Origin of the sequence: Ideonella dechloratans (assembly GCF_021049305.1) — a bacterium.
Lineage (GTDB): Bacteria > Pseudomonadota > Gammaproteobacteria > Burkholderiales > Burkholderiaceae_C > Ideonella > Ideonella dechloratans.
In genome coordinates, this window is sequence record NZ_CP088081.1 from 657,245 (window position 1) to 679,334 (window position 22,090).

Genomic DNA, 22,090 nt, shown 5'->3' on the forward strand with positions numbered 1-22,090 from the left:
GACCATTCCAACCATCAAGGAGTCCCTGTCATGTGGAAGCTGATCCTCGCCTTCGTTCTCTTCGCCGCGCTGGCCCTGTGGGTTGTCTCCAAGGGCGGCAACCAGCTGGACATGGGGGGCGAGAAGCACGGCTCCGAGGTGCATGAGGGCGCACCGGCCGCCTCTGAGGCAGCCAGCATGGCCCAGCCGGCGCCCGCGGCCTCCGAAGCCGCCAGCGCCGCCTCGAACTGAGGCCGCTCAGCCGATCAGCCGGCCGGAGGGATCCAGCAGGGTCGGGTTGACGAACTGGCTGCCGCGGCGTCCGTCGCGGAAGTCGATGGCCCAGCCGCCCAGCGAGACCGGTTTGCGGCGGGCCACGCCATCGAGCAGGCGCTCGCGCGTCAGGGGGCTGCCGGCCTCGCGCACCAGGGCGGCGGTGTACTGGCCGGCCAGGTAGCCCGCCAGGCTGATGGTGGAGGGCGGCTCATCGTAGAGCTCGCCCAGCCGGCTGCGGTAGGTCTCCACCACCCCCAGACGGCTGCGCAGCGGGCTGGGCACCACCTGGGTCAGGATCACCGGCACGCCGCGCCCCGGCGTGAACTGCATCAGCGAAGGGGCGTCCACATCGCCCAGGGCCAGCACGAAGCGGTGATCGCCGCGCTGTGCCATGGCCTGGGTGAACTGGGCCACCTCGGCGCTGGTGGCCAGGAACAGGATCATCGCCCCCCCGGCGGGCAGGCGTGCGGCCAGCGCGGCGGGCTGGGTCACGCTGTTGCCGGTCAAGCGGCGCAGCTTCAGGCCCAGCGACTGCGCCATGCCGCTGACCTCGGGGTCGTAGAGCCGCTGGTCCTCCGCAGTGCTGTACACCACGATCAGATCATTGACACCCATGCCATAGGCGCTGCCCAGGGCCTTGCGCAGCTGCATGCTGCGCGACGCGAAGAGCAGGGCCAGGGACGGGTCACTGTCGTGGCGGCCATCAGCCATCCAGGGGCCCAGGTGCGGCAGCTTCAGGCCGCGCTGGTTCAGGCCGTCCTGCACCCGCACGGCCAGGGCGTCGCCCACGGTGCCCACCAATGCCAGGATGCCTGCGTCCTGGGCGATGCGGTCCAGCGCCGCATTCACGGCCGCCGCGCTGCCGTCGGTGTTGACGGTCTCCAGGCTGATGCGCGAGAGCGGACGGCCCTTCTGGCCTTCCACCGCCCAGGCCAGGCGCACGCCGGTGGAGTAATCGCGCGAGAGCTCCTGCTGGGCCACGGACATGTCCAGCAGCTGGACCATGCGGGCCTCGGCGCGGGAGCTGGTCTCCGTCTTGTTCTGGGCGAGGGCGGGATGGCTCAGGGCCAGGCCCGCAGGAAGGGCCCATTGACGCAGCCAGCGTCGGCGGCCCGGATCGGTCGGGTACTGCATGGCGCCGGATTTTCGGCACCCTGCATGTCAGGTCGGCGACAACCCCGGTGCCGAAGCGGCCAGCGTTGCCACCTCGGCGGCGATGGCCAGTGCCGCCGTCAGCCCGGGCGACTCGATGCCCAGCAGGTTGATCAGCCCCGCCTGCCCATGTTGCGCGGGACCGTCGATGCGGAAGTCCGCCGCCGGTGCGTCGGGCCCGCTGATGCGCGGGCGCACCCCGGCATAGGCCGCCTGCAGGCTGCCCGCGGGCAGGCCCGGCCAGTAGTGGCGGATGGCGTCCTCGAAGCCCGCGGCTTCTTCCGGTGAGACGCTGTAGTCGATCTCGTCCACCCAGCGGAAGCTCGGGCCGAAGCGGGCCTGGCCACCCAGGTCCAGCGTGAGGTGCACGCCCAGGTGACCGCTGTCGGACGGCGCCGGGTAGATGAGGTGGGAGAAGGGTGCCCGGCTGCTCAGGCTGAAGTAGGCTCCCTTGGCGTAGTGCGGGCGCGGCACATGGGGGGAATCCGGGCCCAGCACCTGGGCCGCCACCTGGCAGGCCTGCAGGCCCGCGGCATTGATCAGCAGCTGCGTGCGCAGGCGCATCGGGTCGCGGCCGCCGGTCTGCAGCACCAGGCCCTCGGCATCGGCTTGCGCCGCCACCAGCGGCGTGCGCAGCACCAGGATGGCGCCGGCCGCCTCGGCGTCGGCCCACAGGGCCTGCATCAGGCCGTGGCTGTCCACGATGCCGGTGGACGGCGACAGCAGCGCGGCATGGACGGCCAAGGCCGGCTCCAGGGCCTGCACCGCGGCGCTGTCCAGCCACTGCAGATCGTCCACCCCGTTGGCTCGGGCCCGAGCCTGCAGCGCCTGCAGGGCGGGCACCTCCTCGGGGCCGCTGGCCACCACCAGCTTGCCGCAGCGCCGGTGGTCCACATGGCGCTCGGCGCAGTAGGCGTAGAGCAGGTCGCGGCCCTGCACGCACAGGCGGGCCTTGCGCGAGCCCGGCGGGTAGTAGAGCCCGGCGTGGATGACTTCGCTGTTGCGGGCGCTGGTGACCGTGCCGATGGCGGACTCGGCCTCCAGCACCAGCACCTCGCGGCCTTCCCGAGCCAGGGCCCGGGCACAGGCCAGCCCCACGACACCGGCGCCCACCACCACGCAATCGACGGTTTCCATGCCGCCGATTGTCCATGCGGCCATGCCGGCGATTGTTCGTCTTGTTACCACGCTGAGACTTGCCTGCTTGCGGATGTCACGCCTGGGCACATAGAGTCGGCCCGGGCGCGTCGTGTGCGGACCGTTGGGAGGGCGCACAAGGCAGGCCATGCGCCCCGCAACCCACAACAGGAGCCTTCATGTCTCATGTCATGAGCGATACAGCGCCCGGGAGGGGCGCTGCTCAACCGTCGTTGCTGTCCAAGGAGCGCACCGTCGCGCCACCGGGCTTCAACCGTTGGCTGGTGCCGCCCGCGGCCCTGGCCATCCACCTGTGCATCGGGATGGCCTATGGCTTCTCGGTGTTCTGGCTGCCGCTGTCCAAGGCCATCGGCATCAAGGAAGCGCTGAAGTGCGGCCCCGAGGTCGGCTTCTTCCAGCAACTGTTCACCACCAGCTGCGACTGGCCCATTGCCACCCTGGGCTGGATGTACACGCTGTTCTTCGTTTTCCTGGGTCTGTCCGCCGCCATCTGGGGCGGCTGGCTGGAGCACGCCGGGCCGCGCAAGGCCGGCGTCATCGCTGCGCTGTGCTGGGGCGGGGGCATGCTGTTCTCCGCCCTGGGCATCCAGCAGCACCAGTTCTGGATGATGGTGCTGGGCTCGGGGATCATCGGGGGCATCGGTCTGGGCCTGGGCTACATCTCGCCAGTCAGCACGCTGATCAAATGGTTCCCCGACCGGCGCGGCATGGCCACGGGCATGGCCATCATGGGCTTCGGTGGCGGGGCCATGATCGGCTCGCCGCTGGCCGCCGAGCTGATGAAGCACTTTGCCACCCCCACCAGCGTCGGTGTCTGGGAGACCTTCGTCGTCATGGGCCTGCTCTATCTGGTGGCGATGCTGCTGGGGGCTTTCGGCTACCGCGTGCCGGCCCATGGCTGGAAGCCCGAGGGCTGGACGCCGCCGGCACCCCAGGCCACGCAGAAGGCCATGATCACCCACGGCCATGTGCATGTGAAGAAGATCTGGGGCATTCCGCAGTTCTGGCTGGTCTGGATGGTGCTGACCATGAACGTCTCGGCCGGCATCGGCGTGATCGGCATGGCCAGCCCGATGCTCCAGGAAGTCTTCGGCGGCAGCCTGATCGGGGTGCCGGCCAAGTTCGGTGAGCTGGACAAGGCCCAACTCACCGCCATCGCGGGTGTGGCCGCGGGTTTCGCGGCCCTGCTGAGCCTGTTCAACATCGCCGGCCGCTTCTTCTGGGCCAGCCTGTCGGATGCGCTGGGCCGCAAGCTGACCTACACGGTCTTCTTCATCCTGGGCGGTATGCTGTACTTCAGCATCCCGGCCAGTGCGGCCGCGGGCAACAAGCTGCTGTTCGTGGGCGCCTTCTGCATCATCCTGAGCATGTATGGCGGCGGCTTCGCCACGGTGCCTGCCTACCTGGCCGACCTGTTCGGCACCCAGATGGTGGGGGCCATCCACGGCCGCCTGCTCACCGCCTGGGCCACCGCGGGCATCATCGGCCCGGTGGTGGTGAACTACATGCGCGAATACCAGCTGGACCTGGGCATCCCGCGCGACCAGGTCTACAACCAGACCATGTACATCCTGGTGGGCATGCTGGTGGTCGGCCTGATCTGCAATCTGCTGGTGCGGCCGGTGAATCCGAAGTACTTCATGAGCGACGCGGAACTGGCGCAGGAAAAGCGCCTGGCCCGAGAGCGCGACCAGGAGGAGTCCCGGCATGAGCAGGGCACCCACACCTTCCACCGCAGCAGCACGGCGGTGGTGGTGCTGGCCTGGCTGGCCGTGGGCCTGCCTCTGGCCTGGGGGGTGTATCGCACCTTCCTGAGCGCGGCCAAGTTCTTCCACTGACATGGCCTTGCGGCCAGGGGGCGCGCCGCCCCCTGGCCCGACTCGCCGTCAGGCTAGAGTGCGGGTTCTGCATGTCCTCGGCCTTCAAGCTTGGCCTGGACGCACAACCAAGGTGGCTGAGATGGCATTCGAACGTCTGGAACTGATCAGCGCGCACGCCTCGTTCGGTGGCGAGCAGCGCTTCTATCACCACGCCTCGCGCGAGATCGGCCTGCCGATGCGCTTTGGCCTGTACCTGCCGCCCCAGGCCCTGGCCGGGCAGACCGTGCCCTTGCTGACCTGGCTGGCCGGGCTGACCTGCACCGAAGAGACCTTCGCGATCAAGGCCGGTGCCCAACGGGTGGCGGCCGAGCTGGGGCTGGCCCTGCTGACACCCGACACCAGTCCGCGTGGCGCCGGCGTGAGCGGCGAGGCCGACCACTGGGACTTCGGCGTGGGCGCCGGCTTCTACCTGGACGCCACCCAGGCGCCCTGGGCCGGCCACTGGTGCATGGAGAGCTATCTGCTCCAGGAGCTGCTGCCCGAGGTCCAGGCGGCCTTCGGCCTGGCCGCCGACCGCCAGGGCGTGTTCGGTCACAGCATGGGCGGCCATGGGGCGCTCACCCTCGCGCTGCGCCATCCGGGTGTGTTCACCAGCGTGTCGGCCTTCGCGCCCATCTGCGCGCCCAGCCGTTGTCCCTGGGGGCACAAGGCCTTCACCGGTTACCTGGGCCAGGACGAAAGCACCTGGGCCGCGCACGATGCCAGCGCCCTGATGGCGACCCGGGCCCGCCCCCCCTACCCGCAGGGCATCCTGGTCGATCAGGGCCTGGCTGACAAATTCCTGGCCGATGGGCAGTTGCTGCCCGAGGCCTTCGAGGCTGCCTGCGTCGCCGTGGGCCAGCCCCTGACCCTGCGCCGTCAGCCCGGGTACGACCACGGCTACTACTTCGTGGCCAGCTTCATCGAGGACCACCTGCGCCACCACGCGGCCCGGCTGCGCGCTTGAGACGGCCGCCGGGGGGGGATCCGAAGACTTGATGCCGCTCAAGACCTGCGGCGTCGGGGCGCGCTACGCTCCGACACCTTTCTTGCAAGTCTGTGGGCCCTTCGATGAATGCTGCTGTCACCCCCGTGGATACCTCCCATGTCGATGCGGGGCTGGCCGGCCTGCTCTCGCGCAGCGGCCTGAAGCCGCTGCGGGTGGCCGGTCGCTGGCTGCTGCCCATCGTGCAGGGCGGCATGGGTGTGGGCGTCAGCGCCCATCGCCTGGCCGGCAGCGTCGCCGCCGAGGGCGGTGTGGGCACCATCAGTTCGGTGGACCTGCGCCGCCACCATCCGGACCTGATGGAGGCCACCGAGGGCCTGCACGCCCGCCCCGGCATGGACGAGGACTCCAAGGCCCGCATCAATGCCGCCAACGTCGAGGCCCTGCAGCGCGAGATCCGCTCCGCGCGTGAACTGGCCGCCGGCAAGGGCCTGGTCGCGGTGAACGTGATGCGCGCCATCAGCGACTACGCGTCCCATGTGAAGACCTCTCTGGAAAGCGGGGCCGACATGGTGGTGGTGGGCGCCGGCCTGCCGCTGGACCTGCCGGACCTGGCCGCCGAGCATCCGAATGCGCTGATCGTGCCCATCCTGTCCGATTCGCGCGGCGTGGCCCTGATCGTCAAGAAGTGGGAGCGCAAGAAGCGCCTGCCTGACGCCATCGTGATCGAACACCCGCGCCTGGCCGCCGGTCACCTGGGGGCGGCGAAGATCGCCGACCTGGACGACACCCGTTTCGACTTCGAGCGGGTGCTGCCCGAGGTGCGCGACTTCCTGCGCAAGGCCGGCATCGAGAAGGAGATCCCGCTGATCGCCGCCGGCGGCATCCGCACCCATGCGGACATCGCCCGCGTGCAGGCCCTGGGGGCCGATGCCGCCCAGCTCGGCACGGCCTTCGCGGTGACCGAGGAATGCGATGCCTCGCCCGAGTTCAAGCGGGTGCTGGCCGAGGCCCGCGACGAGGACATGGTGACCTTCACCAGCGTGGCCGGCCTGCCGGCCCGCGCCGTCAAGACGCTGTGGATGAAGAGCTACCTGGCCGCCGAGCAGAAGCTGCAGGCCGTGGCCCATGCCAAGGCACGCTGTACCAAGGCCTTCGACTGCCTGGCCCAGTGCGGTCTGCGCGATGGCTTCAAGGACTGGGGCCAGTTCTGCATCGACAACCAGCTGGCCGCGGCCCTGCGCGGCGATCTGAAGAAGGGCCTGTTCTTCCGTGGCGTGGGCGCGCTGCCCTTCGGCCAGCAGATCCGCAGCGTGCGCGAGCTGATGGAGCGCCTGCTGACCCGTGACGTGGCCGAGGCCCAGGCCGAGGCGCCGGCCCTGGCGGCCCAGTTCGCCTGAGTCCGACGCGACCTCCGACCCGGGCATGGCAGACTGCGGGGCCCATCCGCAGGAGCCCGTCATGACCGACAAACCTTCCAGCCCGTCTCGCATCGCCCTGGTCACCGGGGCGGGGCGGGGCATCGGCCGGGCCTGTGCCCTGGCGCTGATCGAGGCCGGGTGGACCGTGGTGCTGGCGGGCCGGCAGGCCGAGGCACTGGAGGCGGTGGCCGAGGCCAGCGCCGCGCCCGAACGGGCCTGCCCGGTGGTGGCGGATGTGCGCGACGAGGCCTCGGTCAAGGCCCTGTTCGCCATCCTCCGGGGCCGCTTCGGCCGGCTGGACTTCCTCTTCAACAACGCCGGCATCTTCACCGCCGGTGTGCCGCTGGAGGACCTGCCCCTGGCCGACTGGCAGGCGGCGGTGGACGTCAACCTGACCGGCGCCTTCCTCTGCACCCGCGAGGCCTTCCGGCTGATGAAGGCCCAGGCGCCGCGGGGTGGGCGCATCCTGAACAACGGCTCGATCTCGGCCCATGCGCCGCGGCCCAACTCGGTGGCCTACACCGCCACCAAGCATGCGATGACCGGGCTGACCCGTTCGGCCGCGCTCGATGGCCGGGCCTTCGACATCGCGGTGGGCCAGATCGACATCGGCAATGCCGCCACCGACATGACCACGACGATGGCCAGCGGCATGCTGCAGGCCGATGGCCAGGTGCGCGCGGAGGCCCGCATGGATGTCCAGCAGGTGGCCGACATGGTGGTGCACATCGCCGGCCTGCCGCTGTCGGCCAATGTGCTGTTCACCACCGTGATGGCCACGGCCATGCCCTTCGTGGGCCGGGGCTGATCAGGACTTCAGGGCGTCCAGCCCCGCGGCCACCTGGGCCACGTCATAGGCGGTGATCTCGAAGGCCGCCACGCCGGCCGTGGCGTAGGGGTCGCGGGCCACGAAGGCCTCGACCGCGGCCAGGCTGTCCGCGCGCATCATCACCAGGCCGCCGGTGCGGTCCTGGCGTCGTGCGGTCATCAGGATGCCGGCGGCCTCGGGGGCCTCGCGCAGGTAGGCGCGGTGGGCCTCCAGTTGCTGTTCCACCTCGGCCAGCGGGCGGGTGTAGCGGATCTGGATCAGGTACATCGTCATCTCCCGCGGCTCAGACCGCCGGGGCCGGGTCGGGTTCCGGCGCCAGGTCCCGCCAGGGGCGGCGGGCCAGCTGCCACAGCAGCGCCGCCGTCAACACCGGCACCAGGTAGAGCAGACCATGGCCCACGGTCTGCACGGGGGCGGGGGCGTCGGCCAGGAACTTGCGCAGCAGCAGCAGGGCCGTCAGGGTCGAGAACCCCATGGCCGTCTTGGCCAGCGCAGGGCGCTCCTGGAGCAGCACCGCCCCCCCGGCCAGCAGCACCACCGCGCTGCCGACGAAGATGAGCGAGAACAGCACGCCGGCGATGGGCTGGGCCGGGCCGAGCAGCGATTCCTCGTAGTGCACAGGCAGCCAGGCCAGGCACATCAGGGCCAGGCCCAGGGCCAGCTTGCGGGCCCGCTGCGGTGCCAGATGGTCGGTGTAGCCCTCGGCATCGCCCGGGCGGCGCCGGGTCAGCGGCAGCAGCAGCAGGTAGGTCAGGCCGAAGAAGCCGTCGATGACCATGGTGGTCGGGTAGCCCCAGGACTCGATGCCGATGCCCTGCCAGATCGAGCTGTAGGAGATGGCCAGGTTGGCCATGGCCATGTAGGCCGTGAACTGGGTGGCCGCCACCGCGGGGTTGGTCACGTCCATGTAGATGGCGTTGGTGGTGCTGTACATCAGTCCGTTGAAGAACTGGTAGGACAGGGTGGCCAGCCAGAAGGCCCCCACCAGGAAGGGCAGGGCGAGGTTGTGCAGGCCGGTCTTGTTGGCGTCGGCGGTGATCCAGCCCTCGCGCTGCAGGATGAAGGCCAGCACCAGCACCGGCACGCTCATCAGCAGGATGTAGATGTTGAGCGCCTTGCGGCGGTCCACCCGGTCCGAGATGATGCCGCCCACCACGCAGCCGGCCGCGCCGATGACGGTGGACCACAGGTTCAGCCAGGCCACCTGGTCGTCCGGCAGTCCCAGCTCCACCGCCAGATTGCTCTGCAGGGCCAAGCCCAGGCACATGGCCCCGGGCGGCAGCAGGGCCATGCCCAGGCCGGCGAAGGCGCCGCGCGTGCCGACGAAGGAGCGGAAGGCGTTGACCACGAAGCTCAGCATCTCGCGCAGGGCGGCGTGCAGGCCGCCGCCGCGCCGGGCTTCCCAGGCGGGGTCGGGGGCTTCCTTCAGCGGCAGCACCACGAACAGCGTGACCATCAGGATGGCGCCGCAGACGAAGTAGAAGGAGCTCTGGAAGCCGAACTGGGCCGCCACGAAGAGGGCGCCGCTGCCGCCCACGGCCTGGCCCAGGCTGGCGCCCGCGAACATCATGCCGTTGGCGGTGGCGCGCTCATGCTCCTGCAGGGTGTTGACGGCCAGCGCGTCGATGGCCACGTCCTGGGTCGCCGAGAAGACGTTGTGCACCAGCAGGATGAGGGTGAACAGGCCCAGCTGACGCGGCAGGTCCAGCATCACGGTGGACAGCAGGGTCAGCACCATCATGATCTGCATGCCCAGGATCCAGCCGCGACGCCGCCCCAACCGGGCCGAGGCGAACACGTCCACCACAGGACCGTAGGCCCACTTGAAGGCCCAGGGCAGGTAGAAGGAGCCCACGAAGGCGCCGATCTCGGCCGGCCCCACACCCTGTCGGCGCAGCTGGGTGGCCACCGCGGTGGCGGCAAAGCCCAGCGGGATGCCCTCGGTCAGGTACAGCAGGAAGAACGCGGTCAGGCGACCGCGTGCGGTGGCCAGCAGGTTGGGAAGACGCATCGGGTGAAGCAGGATGACGCCGAAAAAGGGTGCGCCACTCTACCCGGTTTGCCCCCGCTTCCGGGCAGCCGCCCCCTTCAGGGCTGGGGATGGACGAAGCTCTGGGTGACCCAGTCGCGCAGCATCTTCTTCTCGTAGCGCAGGGGCGTGCTGTCCACCAGGGTGCCCATGCCGCCCTGGTAGGCCATGTCCTTGAGTTCCGCCTCGCCACTGCGCATATCCTGACCCGCGGGATCCTTCAGCTGATAGCGCAGCTTGATGCGCGGCCAGGTGGCCGGTGTCATTTCCCGGATGTCGAAGGCGCGGGAATAGGCCGGGCGCCAGTCGCCGGCCAGGTCGATGTCGGTGATCTGGATGGCCAGCGTCTGACCGTCTGGCAGGCGTGGTCCCAGCTGCTCCAGGGAACGGGCCAGCGGCTGGAGGATCTGCACCTTGGCGTCCCCCTCGACGTGGATGTCGGTGTAGGTTTCTGGGTGCAGGAACTCCACCGTCACCGTGCCGGCATGGGCACTGGTCAGGGCGCAGAGCAGGGGGGCGGCCCACAGCGGAACGCGGCACCAGGACAGGGAACGCATCATGGGGAGTCTCCTGAAGCGGGTGGACGCGGGGCGTCCCCCAGGTTCAACGCGCCAGCCTCGGTGGGGCTGACAGCCTCGGGCATCGGCTCCTCGTCCATCCAGGAGCCCATCAGGGTGTAGGTGACGGCCAGCACCACCGGGCCGATGAAGATGCCCAGCAGGCCGAAGGCCACCAAGCCGCCGATCACACCGGCGAAGATCAGCAGCAGCGGCAGGTCGGCTCCCTTCTTGATCAGCCAGGGGCGCAGCAGGTTGTCGATGGTCCCCACCACGCCCGACCACAGCAGCAGACCGATGGCCGCCCCTGTCTGGTCGGACCACAGCAGCCAGCCGCAGCAGCTCAGCAGCACCGGCAACGGGCCGATCTGGGCGATGGTCAGCAGGAACATCACCGTCGTCAACACCATCGCACCGGGCACGCCGGCCACGGCCACCCCCAGCCCGCCCAGCAGGGCCTGGGCCACGGCGGTGATCACCACCCCCAGGGCCACGCCCCGGGCTGCATTGGCCGCCAGATGGACCATGCGGACCCCCCGCTCGCCGGCGAGGCGGTGCGCGAAGTGGACCACGCCTCGGCCGGCGAACTCGCCTTGCAGGTAGAGCACGCCGCAGATCGCCACCGTCAGCAGGAACTGCAGCCCCACCGCGCCCAGCGCGCCGACCTGGCGCAGCGCCGTCTTGGCCAGGGTGCCGGCAAAGGGGCTGAGCTTGGCCAGCAGGGCGGCCCCCCCGCCCGCGAAGCTGTCGGCCCAGAGCTGGGTCAGCCGGGCGCCGACCATCGGGATCTGCGCCACCCACGCCGGCGGCGTGGCCAGTTGGGCCGGGTCCAGGCTGCGCAGCCATTCCAGTGCGCTGTCGCCATGGCCCACCAGGGTCACGATGGCCAGGGTGAGCGGCACGAACAGCACCAGCAGCAGCAGCAGCAGCATGGCCAGCGTGGCCAGGCTGCGCCGACCACCCAGATGGCGCTGCAGCCACAGCAGGGAGGGCCAGGTGGCCACCGTGATCATGGCCGCCCAGATCAGCGGTGCCACGAAGGGCTGCATCACCCACAGGCTGCTTCCGATCAGGACCAGCAGGGTGAGCACCGACAGCAGTTGACGGATCAGATCCGGCGGGCGGTGAGAGGTCATGCGTGACAGGCAAGCCGAGAAGCCCGCAGTATCGGGCAGCCGGCCCGCCCGTGCCTTCAGCCGGCGTGGCGCACGTAGATGTCGGTGTCCGGCAGCAGGCGCCGCAGGGTGTCGAAGGCGGCATCGGCCAGCAGGGCGCCGCCGCAGCGCGGTGCCACCGCCAGCGTCAACTCGGCTTCCCCGTCGGCCAGATGCAGGGCCCGCACCAGGGAGGGAGCGGGCGCATCGGCTGCGGACGTGGCCTGCAGTGATCCCAGCGCGCGGTCCAGTGCGCTCAGCACCCGCTGCACCGTGTCGGGCGGGCCGCTGAGGGCCGGCCCGGCCTCGGGCGGCTGCTCACAGGCGGCATGGCACACCGGGCCCATGCTGCTGTGGAAGCAGGCGCCGCAACCTGCGGACGCCTCGCTCGGAAGGTCTGACTTGATGGGGATCATGGACGCCATGTCCGAGAGTGTGGGGCCGGATGACCCGCTTGACCAGTCGCTTTCCGTGTAACTTGATGAAGGTCAAGTTCTAGACCCCTCGCCACGCGAGGTCTTGCAAGCATCGTGACAAGGGTTGATGTGATCGCGCAACTCTTTGCGCTGGGCCAACTTCTGGTGCTCCGGACAGCCGGATCGGAATGTCAAGACTGGCCGGCGAGGCCCGATTGGCGCATCATCCCCGGCTGGTTTTTTGAACAGTCCGAGACGCCACGCCCATGAGCAAGACCCGCAACGCCGCCCCCCGTCAGGCTTCCCTGCTGGATGCCCTGCCCGCCCAGCCGATCAGCGAAGAGGTGCTGATCGAGAAGTACGCCAAAGGCGAAGAGCGGTCTCTGGAGGAAGTGCGTGCTCGCATCGCTCGCGCGCTGGCGGCCCATGAGCCGGCCGAGCAGCGGGCCCATTGGGAGGCCCGCTTCGTGGAGGCCCAGCGCCGCGGCTTCGTGCCGGCCGGCCGCATCAACTCCGCCGCCGGCACGGACCTGACGGCCACCCTGATCAACTGTTTCGTCCAGCCGGTGGGCGACTCCATCGCCTCGGATGAAGAGGGCTTTCCGGGCATCTACACGGCGCTGACCGAGGCGGCCGAGACCATGCGCCGGGGCGGTGGCGTGGGCTACGACTTCTCCCGCATCCGGCCCAAGGGCGCCTGGGTGGGCTCCACCCAGTCCAGCGCCTCCGGCCCCGTGAGCTACATGCGGGTCTTCGACCGCTCCTGCGAGACGGTCGAATCCGCCGGGGCCCGCCGCGGAGCCCAGATGGGCGTGCTGCGCTGCGACCACCCGGACATCGAGGAATTCATCCACGCCAAGGACCAGGGCGATCTGCGCAACTTCAACATCTCGGTGGGCGTCACCGACGAGTTCATGAAGGCGGTGCAGGCCGGCGCCGACGTGGAGCTGGTGCACCGCGCCGAGCCGGGTGACAAGCAGAAGAAGGCCGGGGCCTACCAGCGCGGCGACGGTCTGTGGGTCTACCGCAAGCTGCCGGCCACGGCGCTGTGGGACCAGATCATGCGGTCCACCTACGACCATGCCGAGCCGGGCGTGCTGTTCCTGGACCGCATCAACCAGGACAACAACCTCAGCTACTGCGAGACCATCTCGGCCACCAATCCCTGCGCCGAGCAGCCGCTGCCCCCCTATGGCTGCTGCTGCCTGGGCTCGATCGACCTGACGCATTTCGTGCGTCAGCCCTTCGAGGCGGACGCCAGCTTCGACGACGCCGCCTTCGTCGAGGTGGTCAAGGTGGCCACCCGCATGCTGGACAACGTGCTGGACGTGACCGTCTGGCCGCTGGAGCGCCAGCGCCAGGAGGCGGCCAACAAGCGCCGCGTCGGCCTGGGCTTCACCGGCCTGGGTGACGCCCTGGTGATGCTGGGCCTGCGCTACGACACGCCCGAGGCGCGCGACATGGCCCGCCGCATCTCCGAGGTGATGCGCGATGGCGCCTACAACGCCAGCGTGGACCTGGCGGCCGAGCGCGGCGCCTTCCCGCTGTTCAACGCCGACATGTACCTGTCGCGCGGCACCTTCGCCTCGCGCCTGCCGCAGGCGGTCAAGGACCGCATCCGCACCCACGGCCTGCGCAATTCGCACCTGCTGTCCATCGCGCCGACCGGCACCATCAGCCTGGCCTTTGCCGACAACGCCTCCAACGGCATCGAGCCGGCCTTCAGCTGGACCTACACCCGCAAGAAGCGCATGCCCGACGGCAGCTTCAAGGAATACGCGGTGGAGGACCACGCCTGGCGCCTGTACCGCCACCTCAAGGGCGTCGAGGCCCCGCTGACCGACGCTTTCGTCACCGCGCTGGAGATGAGCGCCGAGGCCCACGCCCTGATGGTGGCCGCGGTGGCGCCCTGCATCGACACCTCGATCTCCAAGACGGTCAACGTGCCGGCCGACTACCCCTATGCCGACTTCCAGGATCTGTACCTGATGGCCTGGCAGAGCGGCCTCAAGGGCCTGGCCACCTACCGGCCCAATGCCGTGCTGGGTTCGGTGCTGAGCGTGGAGCCCACCGCCACCGCGGCCACCCAGCCCGCGCCGCTGACCACCGACGGTGCCAACCAGCGCCTGAAGCTGGAGAAGCTGCCCAAGCCGGTGCTCACCTCGATGCGCTGGCCGAGTCGTCCCGAGATGCGTGGCGGCAATCCGGCCTGGAGCTACATGATCCAGCACCCGCACGGCGACTTCGCGCTGTTCGTGGGTGAGACCCCGGCCGAGGGGCCGGACGGCGGCCTGTTCGGCAAGAACCTGCCTTTCGAGGTCTGGGTCAACGGCGCCGAGCAGCCGCGCGGTCTGGGCGCGCTGGCCAAGACCCTGTCGATGGACATGCGGGTCAACGACCCGGCCTGGCTCAAGCTCAAGCTGGACGCCCTGGCCACCGTGGCCGAGGAACGCGCCTTCGAGATGGCCTTTCCGCCCTCGGGCGAGAAGCGCCTGTTCCCCGGCGTGGTGGCCGCCACCGCGGCGGTCATCCGCTGGCGCTGCGAGCAGTTGGGCGCGCTGGAAGAGGGTGGCCCGACCCCGGTGCTGGACGCCATGTTCAGCCGCGAGGAACCCCGCACCACCACCGCCGGCACCCTGGCCTGGGCGGTGGACGTGGACAACCCCGCCACCGGCGAAGCCTTCACGCTGACGCTCAAGGAAGTGGCCCTGGCCAGCACCGAGTCCGCCTCGGGCTACGTCACGCGCCCCTGTGCGGTCGGCTTCTCGGGCAACTATCCCAAGGCGCTGGACGGTCTGGCCCGCCTGCTCTCGCTGGACATGCGGGTGATCGACCCGGCCTGGATCGGCATGAAGCTGCGCAAGCTGCTCAACGTCGGCGAGCCCCTGGGCCACTTCATGGCCCCGGTGCCGGGCGAGAAGCGCCAGCAGGTCTGGCCCAGCACCGTGGCCTACGTGGCCCGGCTGATCATCCACCGCTACGCCATGCTGGGCGTGCTGGACGACCAGGGCTTCCCGCTGCGCGAGATGGGCATCCTGCAGGCGCCCGCGGCCAAGGCCCATGCGGCCGACACGGTCACCCCCATGGCCGGAAAGCCCTGCCCGGAGTGCGGCAACAGCACCCTGATCCACAAGGACGGCTGCGACTTCTGCACGGCCTGCGGCTACGTGGGGCAATGCGGCTGACGGGGCGGGCCGGATAAAATCCGACCTTTTCCGTCGACGGGAGGGCATGCCGCGCCCTCCCTCACCCATGCACCACAACCTCAAGACACGCCTGGGCCGGCTCATCGCCCGCCTTGACATGTACCTGGTGGACCACGGTGCGTTCCGGGCCCTGTACAACAACCTGCACCACCTGGGCGGGGGCATGTACCGGCTCAGCCAGCCCAGTCCTTCGCAGCTGCGGCGCTACCGCAAGACCCTGGGCATCCGCACCGTGCTCAACCTGCGCGGCGAGAACCTCGGTCAGGGCGCCTATGCGCTGGAGGCGGACGCCTGCCGCCGTCTGGGCCTGAAGCTGATCAGCTTCTCGCTGGGCTCGCGGCGCATGCCCCGGGTGGACGAGGTGCTGGCCCTGCGCGACGCCTTCCAGACCATCGAGTACCCGGCCATGCTGCACTGCAAGTCCGGGGCGGACCGGGCTGGCCTGGCATCGGCGCTGTACCGCCACTTCCACATGGGTGAGCCGATCGAGAAGATCACTGAACTGAGCTGGCGCTATGGCCATTTCCAGTTCGGCAACACGGGGCGGCTGGATTACTTCTTCGAGGCCTACCTGGCGGCGCACCGCGCCCGGCCGATCGCCTTCCTGGACTGGGTGCAGAACGCCTACAACCCCGAGGCTCTGCAGGCCGAGTACGACCAGCGCCGCAAGTCCAAGCTGGGCACCTGGTTTGTCGACAAGGTGCTGCGCCGAGAATGAGCGACTCCGTCCAGGTCTACCGACGCCTGCTGGGCTACACCCGGCCCTACTGGCGCACCGCGGCGCTGGCCCTGCTGGCCATGGCGGCGGCCGCGGCCTTGGAGCCCCTGGTGCCCACGCTGCTGCAGCACCTGGTGGACAAGGGCCTGATCGGCAAGGACCCGCAGGCCGGCTGGCGCCTGCCGCTGCTGCTGGCGCTGACCTTCGCGGCCAAGGGCCTGGTGGACTATGTGGCCAACGTGGCCAGCCAGGCGGTGGCCCAGCACGCCATGTCGGACCTGCGCCAGGAGGTCTTCCGCCATCAGACGGGGCTGCCGCTGGCCGAGCACCAGTCCCGCTCGCACGGGCGCATGCTCAGCAGCATCCTCAACGACATTCCGCTGCTCAGCCAGGCCCTGTCCTCGGCCTGGATCATCGTCATCCGCGACACGCTGATCATCATCGGCCTGACGGTCAAGCTCTTTCTGCTGGCTTGGCATCTGACGCTGCTGATCCTGCTGGTGGCACCGGTGGTGGCCATCCTGATCCGCGTGGCCAGCCGCAAGCTGCGGGTGTCCAACGAGGCCATGCGCACCCTGGCCGGGCAGTTGGCCGGCCAGCTCGAGGCGGGCCTCAGCGGCGTGAAGGAACTCAAGATCTTCGGCGCCCGCGACTACGAGTCCGGTCGCTTCAACCAGCTCAGCGAAGACCTGCGGCGCGCCAGCATGCGCGCGGTGCGGGTGCAGTCGGCCAATGTGCCGCTGGTGCAGGTGCTGGCCGCGCTGGCGGTCTCGGGCGTCATCTTCGTCGTCATGACGCTGTCGGCGCGCAACCTGCTCACCCCGGGCGAGTTCTTCGGTTTCGTCACGGCCATGTCGCTGCTGTTCGAGCCCATCCGCCGCCTCACCAACATCAACGGCACCATCCAGAGCGGCCTGGCCTCGGCGCGCGGCCTGTTTGACCTGCTGGACCAGCCGCTGGAACCCGAAGGGCAGGGCACGCCGCTGCCGGCCGCCACGCCGCTGCAGCCCATCGTCTTCGACCACGTCACCTTCTCCTACCCGGGGCAGGAGCGGCCCGCGCTGCAGGATTTCTGCCTGACCCTGCCGCCGGGGCAGACGGTGGCCCTGGTTGGCAGCTCGGGCAGCGGCAAGACCACGGTGGCCCAGTTGCTGGCGCGCTTCTACAGCCCGCAGCAGGGCGCCATCCATTACGGCCCGCACGACATCGCGGGGCTGGAGTTGCGCAGCTGGCGCGAGCAGCTGGCCTGGGTGGGGCAGCAGGTCGTGCTGTTCGATGACAGCGTGGCGGCCAACATGGCCTATGGCCGGCCGGACCTGCCGCGTGAACAGATCGTCGAGGCCGCCCGCGCCGCCCACGCCTGGGAGTTCATCGAACGTTTGCCCCAGCAGCTGGACGCGCCCTGCGGCCACAACGGCCTGAACCTCAGCGGTGGCCAGCGCCAGCGCATCGCCATCGCCCGGGCCTTCCTGAAGGACGCGCCGGTGCTGATCCTGGACGAGGCCACCTCGGCCCTGGACAACGAGAGCGAGCGCCAGGTCCAGGAGGCGCTGAACACGCTGGCGCGGCACCGCACCACCCTGGTCATCGCCCACCGCCTGTCCACCATCGAGTCGGCCGACTGGATCGTCGCGATGGACCAGGGCCGGGTGGTGGAGCAGGGGCGTCACGCCGAATTGCTGGCCCGTGGCGGGCTGTATGCCCGCCTGCACCAGTCGCAGGCCCAGGGGGGTGATAGCCAGGACTAATTGGTCACATTCGATCAATCAATCCACGAAATGATCACGGCGGCCTAACATTCCTCCTGTACCGTTTTCACCTCAACAACCCTACAGAGGAGCGACGCATGTCCCTGATCAACACCCAGGTCCAACCGTTCAAGACCACCGCTTTCGTCAACCGTGGCGGCAAGGGCGAATTCATCGAAGTTTCCGACGAGTCCCTGAAGGGCAAGTGGTCCGTCCTGATCTTCATGCCGGCGGCCTTCACCTTCAACTGCCCGACCGAGATCGAAGACGCGGCCGACAACTACGCCGAGTTCCAGAAGGCCGGTGCCGAGGTCTACATCGTGACCACCGACACCCACTTCTCGCACAAGGTGTGGCACGAGACCTCCGCCGCCGTCGGCAAGGCCAAGTTCCCCCTGGTCGGTGACCCCACCCACCAGCTGACCAACGCCTTCGGCGTGCACATCCCGGAAGAAGGCCTGGCCCTGCGTGGCACCTTCATCGTCAACCCGGACGGCATCATCAAGACCATGGAAGTGCACTCCAACGAGATCGCCCGCGATGTCAAGGAAACCGTGCGCAAGCTGAAGGCCGCCCAGTACACCGCCGCCCACCCGGGCGAGGTGTGCCCCGCCAAGTGGAACGAAGGCGCCAAGACCCTGGCACCCTCGATCGATCTGGTCGGCAAGATCTGATCCTTCTCCCTTTTTTCCCATGACCCAGGGCAAGGCAGGCGCATCGCCTGCCCCCTACCGTCACCACCGCGAGGGCACGCCGCCCTCGCAGGGGCCCCTCAGGCCCTGTTGAAAGCGTCCCTGGCCACGTCCTGCGGGTGCTTTCAACGGGGTCGGAACGACCACGCCTGAACACCGCCAAGAAAGGACACCGCCATGTTGGACGACAGCATCAAGACCCAGCTCCAGGCCTACTTCGAGCGCATCACCCAGCCCATCGAGCTGATCGCCAGCCTCGATGACCGCCCGGCTTCGGCCGAGATGCGCGACCTGCTGAGCGAGATCGCCGCCATCGCGCCGGCCAAGATCACGGCCCGCTTCGACGGCCAGGACGCCCGCCGTCCCTCCTTCCAGATCACCCGCGCCGGAGCGGACATGGGCATGCGCTTCGCCGCCATCCCCATGGGCCACGAGTTCACCTCGCTGCTGCTGGCGCTGCTGTGGGCCGGCGGCCATCCGCCCAAGGTCGAGGCCGACGTGATCGAGCAGATCCAGGCCATCGAAGGCGACTTTGTCTTCGAGACCTACATGTCCCTGACCTGCCACAACTGCCCGGACGTGGTGCAGGCCCTCAACCTGATGGCCATGCTCAATCCGCGCATCCGCCACGTGGCGATCGACGGCGGCCTGTTCCAGCAGGAGATCGAGGAGCGCCAGATCATGGGCGTGCCGGCGGTCTACCTCAACGGCCAGATGTTCAGCTCGGGCCGCATGGAACTGCCCGAGATCCTGGCCAAGATCGACACCGGCGCCGCCGCCCGCGACGCGGCCAAGCTCTCCACCAAGGCCCCGTTCGACGTGCTGGTGGTGGGCGCCGGCCCGGCCGGCGCGGCCGCGGCCATCTATGCGGCGCGCAAGGGCATCCGCACCGGCATCGTGGCCGAGCGTTTCGGCGGCCAGACCCTGGACACCCTGGGCATCGAGAACTTCATTTCCGTGCCCGAGACCGAGGGCCCCAAGTTCGCCGCCGCGCTGGAAGCCCATGTGCGCGTCTATGACGTGGACATCATGGCCAACCAGAAGGTGGACCAGCTGGTGCCGGCCGCCCAGCCGGGGGGCTATGCCACCGTCAAGCTGAGCAACGGCGCCGAGTTGAAGAGCCGCACCGTCATCGTGGCCACCGGCGCGCGCTGGCGCAATGTCAACGTGCCGGGCGAGCAGGCGTACAAGACCAAGGGCGTGGCCTACTGCCCGCACTGCGACGGCCCGCTGTTCAAGGGCAAGCGCGTGGCGGTGATCGGCGGCGGCAACTCCGGCGTCGAGGCGGCCATCGACCTGGCCGGCGTGGTGGCCCATGTCACCCTGGTCGAATTTGCCGACCAACTCAAGGCCGATGCGGTGTTGGTCAACAAGCTCAAGAGCCTGCCCAACGTCGAGATCCACGTGAGCGCCCAGACCACCGAGATCACCGGCGACGGCCAGAAGGTCAATGGCCTGAAGTACAAGGACCGCGTCTCCGGCGAGGAGCACACGGTGGCGCTGGAAGGCGTGTTCGTGCAGATCGGCCTGGTGCCCAACAGCGAGTTCCTCAAGGGCACGCTGGAGCTGTCCAAGTTCGGCGAGATCGTGGTGGACGCCAAGTGCCACACCAGCGTGCCGGGCGTGTATGGCGCGGGGGACGTGACGACCGTGCCCTACAAGCAGATCATCATCGCCACCGGTGAAGGCGCCAAGGCGGCGCTGTCGGCCTTCGACCACCTGATCCGCACCCCGGCGCCCCAGGCCTGAAGGGCGGCCTGAGCTTCGGATCGACCTCGCTTCAGGCGGCGGGCGGCTCCAGCGGGGCCCCCGCCGCCAGTGCTTTCAGGCAGGCCAGGCACAGGCAGCTGGGGTAGCGCTCGCGCAGGGCCGCCAGCAGCGCGGGGCTGAGCGTCAGCGAACAGCAGGCGCAGGGCTCGGCGTCCTGGCTGCCGCAATGAAAACCGCCGCCACACCGCGGGCAGCGGTCGGTGGCGGCGGATGAAGAGGTGTCGTCGCTGGGGGCCATGGCCCAGTGTGGCACAGGCCCCGGGGGCGTCAGCGGCCCTCGCCGATGCGGAAGGTGCCCACCGCCTCCGCCAGGCGGTGCGCCTGCTCCTTCAGGCTGCTGGCGGCGGCGGCGCTCTGCTCCACCAGCGCGGCGTTCTGCTGCGTCACCTGGTCGAGCTGGCTGACGGCCTGGTTGACCTGGCCGATGCCGTCGCGCTGCTCGGTGGCGGCCGAGGCGATCTCGCCGATCAGATCGGACACCCGGCGCACGCTGCCCACGATCTCCTGCATCACCTCGCCGGTGCGGCCCACGCGCTCGGCGCCGCTGGCCACGTGGGCGGTCGAGGTGTCGATCAGGCCCTTGATCTCCTTGGCGGCGGCGGCGCTGCGCTGGGCCAGCTGGCGCACCTCGCTGGCCACCACCGCGAAGCCGCGGCCCTGTTCCCCGGCACGGGCGGCTTCCACCGCGGCGTTCAGGGCCAGGATGTTGGTCTGGAAAGCGATGCCGTCGATCACGCCGATGATCTCGGCCATGCGGCGCGAGCTCCCGGAGATCTCGTTCATGCTGTCCACCACCTGGCTCACCACGTCGCCACCGCGCTGGGCGGCCTCGGCGGCGGACACCGCCAACTGGTTGGCCTGGGTGGCCGTGTCGGCCGAGTAGCCCACCTGGGCGGTCATCTGCTCCATCGAGCTGGCCGTCTGCTGCAGGCTGGAGGCCATGCTCTCGGTGCGCGAGGACAGGTCGTGGTTGCCGTTGGCGATCTCCTGGCTGGCCACCCGCACCGATTCGCTGGCGCCGCGGATGTCGCGCAGCGTGTGCTGCAGCTTGTCGACGAAACGGTTGAAGCTGCCGGCGATGTCGGCCAGCTCGTCGTGGCCGTCGGCCGGGATGCGGCGGGTCAGGTCGCCCTCACCCGAGGCCACGTCGCGCATCGCGTCGCGCAGCAGGGTCAGGCGGCGCAGCCGCGCGGCGATCAGCCCGCCCACCACGGCCACCGCCAGACCCGCCAGCAGCAGGCTGCCCAGCAGGGATTGCCACAGCATGGCGTTGACGCCGGCCAGCGCCTCGTCCCGGTCCAGGGCGATCACCAGGGTCCAGTCGGTGCCCTCGATGGGCTGGCGGCCCAGCAGCACGGCGCGGTCGCCGATGCGTGCTTCGGTCAGGGTGTCGGCGGAGGCGCCGGCGTCGGCCAGGGCGGGGGAGAGCTGCACCGCGGGCTGCAGCACCTTGCTGACATCCTCGTGCACCATCACCTTGCCGTCCTTGGCCACGATGAAGCCGAAGCTGTGCGGCGTCGGTCGGATGGAGGCCACGCTGCGCGAGACACCGTCCATGTAGACGTCGCCGGCCGCCACCGCGCTCACCGCGCCGCCCTCTCGCAGGGCCTGGGCGAAGGTGATCACCAGCTTCTTGGTGCTGGCGTCCACGTAGGGCTCGGTGATGACCACGCCCTGACCGGCGGCGGCGCTGGTGTACCAGGGCCGGGCGGTCGGGTCATAGCCTGCGGGCAGGTCCTGCGGCTTGGAAAAGACGATGCGTTTGTCCGCATAGCCGAAGTAGGTGGTGTCGAAACCCCCGGCCTTGTCGGCCTGCTGCAGGCGCGGCACCGGGTCGGCGTCCCGGGCGGCCGGGCCGATGGATTCGACCACCGCCCGGTGCTGGGCCATCCACTCGGCGATGGCTGCGGCATGGGCATGCCCCAGGGACAGGGTCTGCCCGGTCAGGTTCTGCAGGGCCGCGCGGCGCGCGGTCCACTGGTTGACGGCCGCCAGCACCAGCAGGCTGAGCAGCACCAGAGCGCCGCAGGCGGCCACCAGGCGCAGGCGCAGGGAATGAAAACGGGATGGCACGAGGCACTCCTCCATACTTCAGGAAACCCCTGTCAGTATTGGGCGCGTCCGTCGGCCGGGAAACGTGAAAAAGCCGCCCGATCTGCCTCCATCTGAGGCAGATCAAG

At 69.6% G+C, this 22,090-nt stretch carries 19 protein-coding genes; 10 read left to right on the forward strand and 9 right to left on the reverse strand.

The window, feature by feature from the left end; translation table 11 throughout:
- Nucleotides 1-30: 30 nt before the first annotated feature.
- Nucleotides 31-231 (forward strand): hypothetical protein, encoded by a 201-nt coding sequence (locus LRM40_RS03040; RefSeq protein ID WP_151123862.1) that lies wholly within the window; start codon nucleotides 31-33, stop codon nucleotides 229-231.
- 6 nt (nucleotides 232-237) lie between these two features.
- Here the strand turns inward: LRM40_RS03040 and LRM40_RS03045 are convergent, their stop codons facing one another.
- Both LRM40_RS03045 and LRM40_RS03050 read right to left on the reverse strand, forming a co-directional pair.
- Complete coding sequence (locus LRM40_RS03045) at nucleotides 238-1,389, reverse strand: ABC transporter substrate-binding protein (RefSeq protein WP_151123861.1); 1,152 nt, start codon at nucleotides 1,387-1,389, stop codon at nucleotides 238-240.
- 27 nt (nucleotides 1,390-1,416) lie between these two features.
- Complete coding sequence (locus LRM40_RS03050) at nucleotides 1,417-2,544, reverse strand: NAD(P)/FAD-dependent oxidoreductase (RefSeq protein WP_151123874.1); 1,128 nt, start codon at nucleotides 2,542-2,544, stop codon at nucleotides 1,417-1,419.
- Nucleotides 2,545-2,735: 191 nt separating this feature from the next.
- Between LRM40_RS03050 and LRM40_RS03055 the strand changes: the two genes are divergently transcribed.
- The 4 genes from LRM40_RS03055 (at nucleotide 2,736) to LRM40_RS03070 (ending at nucleotide 7,599) form a co-directional block, all read left to right on the forward strand.
- The gene (locus LRM40_RS03055; protein ID WP_151123873.1) at nucleotides 2,736-4,403 is read left to right on the forward strand and encodes an OFA family MFS transporter; all 1,668 of its coding nucleotides are present in this window, start codon (nucleotides 2,736-2,738) and stop codon (nucleotides 4,401-4,403) included.
- A gap of 121 nt (nucleotides 4,404-4,524) precedes the next feature.
- Nucleotides 4,525-5,391 (forward strand): S-formylglutathione hydrolase, encoded by an 867-nt coding sequence (gene fghA / locus LRM40_RS03060; RefSeq protein ID WP_151123860.1) that lies wholly within the window; start codon nucleotides 4,525-4,527, stop codon nucleotides 5,389-5,391.
- Between the two features lie 104 nt (nucleotides 5,392-5,495).
- Complete coding sequence (locus LRM40_RS03065; protein ID WP_151123859.1) at nucleotides 5,496-6,770, forward strand: NAD(P)H-dependent flavin oxidoreductase; 1,275 nt, start codon at nucleotides 5,496-5,498, stop codon at nucleotides 6,768-6,770.
- 61 nt (nucleotides 6,771-6,831) lie between these two features.
- A complete protein-coding gene (locus LRM40_RS03070) occupies nucleotides 6,832-7,599 on the forward strand; it encodes an SDR family oxidoreductase (protein ID WP_151123858.1) in 768 nt (255 codons plus the stop codon).
- Here the strand turns inward: LRM40_RS03070 and LRM40_RS03075 are convergent, their stop codons facing one another.
- The 5 genes from LRM40_RS03075 to LRM40_RS03095 all read right to left on the reverse strand — a co-directional run bounded on the left by LRM40_RS03075 (nucleotide 7,600) and on the right by LRM40_RS03095 (nucleotide 11,785).
- The gene (locus LRM40_RS03075; protein WP_151123857.1) at nucleotides 7,600-7,893 is read right to left on the reverse strand and encodes a YciI family protein; all 294 of its coding nucleotides are present in this window, start codon (nucleotides 7,891-7,893) and stop codon (nucleotides 7,600-7,602) included.
- Between the two features lie 10 nt (nucleotides 7,894-7,903).
- Nucleotides 7,904-9,631, reverse strand: a complete 1,728-nt coding sequence (locus tag LRM40_RS03080) for an MFS transporter (protein ID WP_151123856.1) — start codon at nucleotides 9,629-9,631, stop codon at nucleotides 7,904-7,906.
- Between the two features lie 77 nt (nucleotides 9,632-9,708).
- On the reverse strand, nucleotides 9,709-10,209 hold the full coding sequence (locus LRM40_RS03085; RefSeq protein ID WP_151123855.1) for a DUF3016 domain-containing protein: 501 nt from the start codon (nucleotides 10,207-10,209) through the stop codon (nucleotides 9,709-9,711).
- Nucleotides 10,206-11,342: an AI-2E family transporter YdiK gene (gene ydiK / locus LRM40_RS03090; RefSeq protein ID WP_151123854.1), complete on the reverse strand. Its 1,137-nt coding sequence runs from the start codon at nucleotides 11,340-11,342 to the stop codon at nucleotides 10,206-10,208. Before ydiK ends, LRM40_RS03085 begins: the two co-directional genes overlap by 4 nt.
- 56 nt (nucleotides 11,343-11,398) lie before the next feature.
- Nucleotides 11,399-11,785, reverse strand: coding sequence for a hypothetical protein (locus LRM40_RS03095; RefSeq protein ID WP_211372978.1), 387 nt, complete (start codon nucleotides 11,783-11,785; stop codon nucleotides 11,399-11,401).
- A gap of 257 nt (nucleotides 11,786-12,042) precedes the next feature.
- On the opposite strand from LRM40_RS03095, the gene LRM40_RS03100 reads away from it, so the two are divergent.
- The 5 genes from LRM40_RS03100 to ahpF all read left to right on the forward strand — a co-directional run bounded on the left by LRM40_RS03100 (nucleotide 12,043) and on the right by ahpF (nucleotide 19,889).
- Complete coding sequence (locus tag LRM40_RS03100; protein ID WP_151123852.1) at nucleotides 12,043-14,961, forward strand: adenosylcobalamin-dependent ribonucleoside-diphosphate reductase; 2,919 nt, start codon at nucleotides 12,043-12,045, stop codon at nucleotides 14,959-14,961.
- 46 nt (nucleotides 14,962-15,007) lie between these two features.
- The gene (locus LRM40_RS03105) at nucleotides 15,008-15,700 is read left to right on the forward strand and encodes a protein-tyrosine phosphatase family protein (protein ID WP_151123851.1); all 693 of its coding nucleotides are present in this window, start codon (nucleotides 15,008-15,010) and stop codon (nucleotides 15,698-15,700) included.
- Nucleotides 15,697-17,448 carry a lipid A export permease/ATP-binding protein MsbA gene (gene msbA / locus LRM40_RS03110; RefSeq protein ID WP_151123850.1) on the forward strand — a complete coding sequence of 584 codons (1,752 nt, stop codon included), beginning with the start codon at nucleotides 15,697-15,699 and terminating at the stop codon, nucleotides 17,446-17,448. The genes LRM40_RS03105 and msbA overlap by 4 nt, the downstream gene beginning before the upstream one ends.
- A gap of 98 nt (nucleotides 17,449-17,546) precedes the next feature.
- The gene (gene ahpC / locus LRM40_RS03115; RefSeq protein ID WP_151123849.1) at nucleotides 17,547-18,122 is read left to right on the forward strand and encodes an alkyl hydroperoxide reductase subunit C; all 576 of its coding nucleotides are present in this window, start codon (nucleotides 17,547-17,549) and stop codon (nucleotides 18,120-18,122) included.
- 195 nt (nucleotides 18,123-18,317) lie between these two features.
- Nucleotides 18,318-19,889 carry an alkyl hydroperoxide reductase subunit F gene (gene ahpF, locus LRM40_RS03120; protein WP_151123848.1) on the forward strand — a complete coding sequence of 524 codons (1,572 nt, stop codon included), beginning with the start codon at nucleotides 18,318-18,320 and terminating at the stop codon, nucleotides 19,887-19,889.
- Between the two features lie 31 nt (nucleotides 19,890-19,920).
- On the opposite strand, the gene LRM40_RS03125 is transcribed toward ahpF, so the two are convergent.
- Both LRM40_RS03125 and LRM40_RS03130 read right to left on the reverse strand, forming a co-directional pair.
- Nucleotides 19,921-20,148, reverse strand: a complete 228-nt coding sequence (locus tag LRM40_RS03125) for a cysteine-rich CWC family protein (protein ID WP_151123847.1) — start codon at nucleotides 20,146-20,148, stop codon at nucleotides 19,921-19,923.
- 29 nt (nucleotides 20,149-20,177) lie between these two features.
- The gene (locus tag LRM40_RS03130) at nucleotides 20,178-21,983 is read right to left on the reverse strand and encodes a methyl-accepting chemotaxis protein (protein ID WP_231067698.1); all 1,806 of its coding nucleotides are present in this window, start codon (nucleotides 21,981-21,983) and stop codon (nucleotides 20,178-20,180) included.
- Nucleotides 21,984-22,090 lie beyond the last annotated feature (107 nt).

Excerpts from the sequence above, each read along its gene's own strand:
- LRM40_RS03040 (WP_151123862.1), top strand. The coding sequence starts at position 31 with ATGTGGAAGCTGATCCTCGCCTTCGTTCTCTTCGCCGCGCTGGCCCTG.
- LRM40_RS03045 (WP_151123861.1), bottom strand. The coding sequence starts at position 1,389 with ATGCAGTACCCGACCGATCCGGGCCGCCGACGCTGGCTGCGTCAATGG.
- LRM40_RS03050 (WP_151123874.1), bottom strand. The coding sequence starts at position 2,544 with ATGGAAACCGTCGATTGCGTGGTGGTGGGCGCCGGTGTCGTGGGGCTG.
- LRM40_RS03055 (WP_151123873.1), top strand. The coding sequence starts at position 2,736 with ATGAGCGATACAGCGCCCGGGAGGGGCGCTGCTCAACCGTCGTTGCTG.
- fghA (WP_151123860.1), top strand. The coding sequence starts at position 4,525 with ATGGCATTCGAACGTCTGGAACTGATCAGCGCGCACGCCTCGTTCGGT.
- LRM40_RS03065 (WP_151123859.1), top strand. The coding sequence starts at position 5,496 with ATGAATGCTGCTGTCACCCCCGTGGATACCTCCCATGTCGATGCGGGG.
- LRM40_RS03070 (WP_151123858.1), top strand. The coding sequence starts at position 6,832 with ATGACCGACAAACCTTCCAGCCCGTCTCGCATCGCCCTGGTCACCGGG.
- LRM40_RS03075 (WP_151123857.1), bottom strand. The coding sequence starts at position 7,893 with ATGACGATGTACCTGATCCAGATCCGCTACACCCGCCCGCTGGCCGAG.
- LRM40_RS03080 (WP_151123856.1), bottom strand. The coding sequence starts at position 9,631 with ATGCGTCTTCCCAACCTGCTGGCCACCGCACGCGGTCGCCTGACCGCG.
- LRM40_RS03085 (WP_151123855.1), bottom strand. The coding sequence starts at position 10,209 with ATGATGCGTTCCCTGTCCTGGTGCCGCGTTCCGCTGTGGGCCGCCCCC.
- ydiK (WP_151123854.1), bottom strand. The coding sequence starts at position 11,342 with ATGACCTCTCACCGCCCGCCGGATCTGATCCGTCAACTGCTGTCGGTG.
- LRM40_RS03095 (WP_211372978.1), bottom strand. The coding sequence starts at position 11,785 with ATGGCGTCCATGATCCCCATCAAGTCAGACCTTCCGAGCGAGGCGTCC.
- LRM40_RS03100 (WP_151123852.1), top strand. The coding sequence starts at position 12,043 with ATGAGCAAGACCCGCAACGCCGCCCCCCGTCAGGCTTCCCTGCTGGAT.
- LRM40_RS03105 (WP_151123851.1), top strand. The coding sequence starts at position 15,008 with ATGCCGCGCCCTCCCTCACCCATGCACCACAACCTCAAGACACGCCTG.
- msbA (WP_151123850.1), top strand. The coding sequence starts at position 15,697 with ATGAGCGACTCCGTCCAGGTCTACCGACGCCTGCTGGGCTACACCCGG.
- ahpC (WP_151123849.1), top strand. The coding sequence starts at position 17,547 with ATGTCCCTGATCAACACCCAGGTCCAACCGTTCAAGACCACCGCTTTC.
- ahpF (WP_151123848.1), top strand. The coding sequence starts at position 18,318 with ATGTTGGACGACAGCATCAAGACCCAGCTCCAGGCCTACTTCGAGCGC.
- LRM40_RS03125 (WP_151123847.1), bottom strand. The coding sequence starts at position 20,148 with ATGGCCCCCAGCGACGACACCTCTTCATCCGCCGCCACCGACCGCTGC.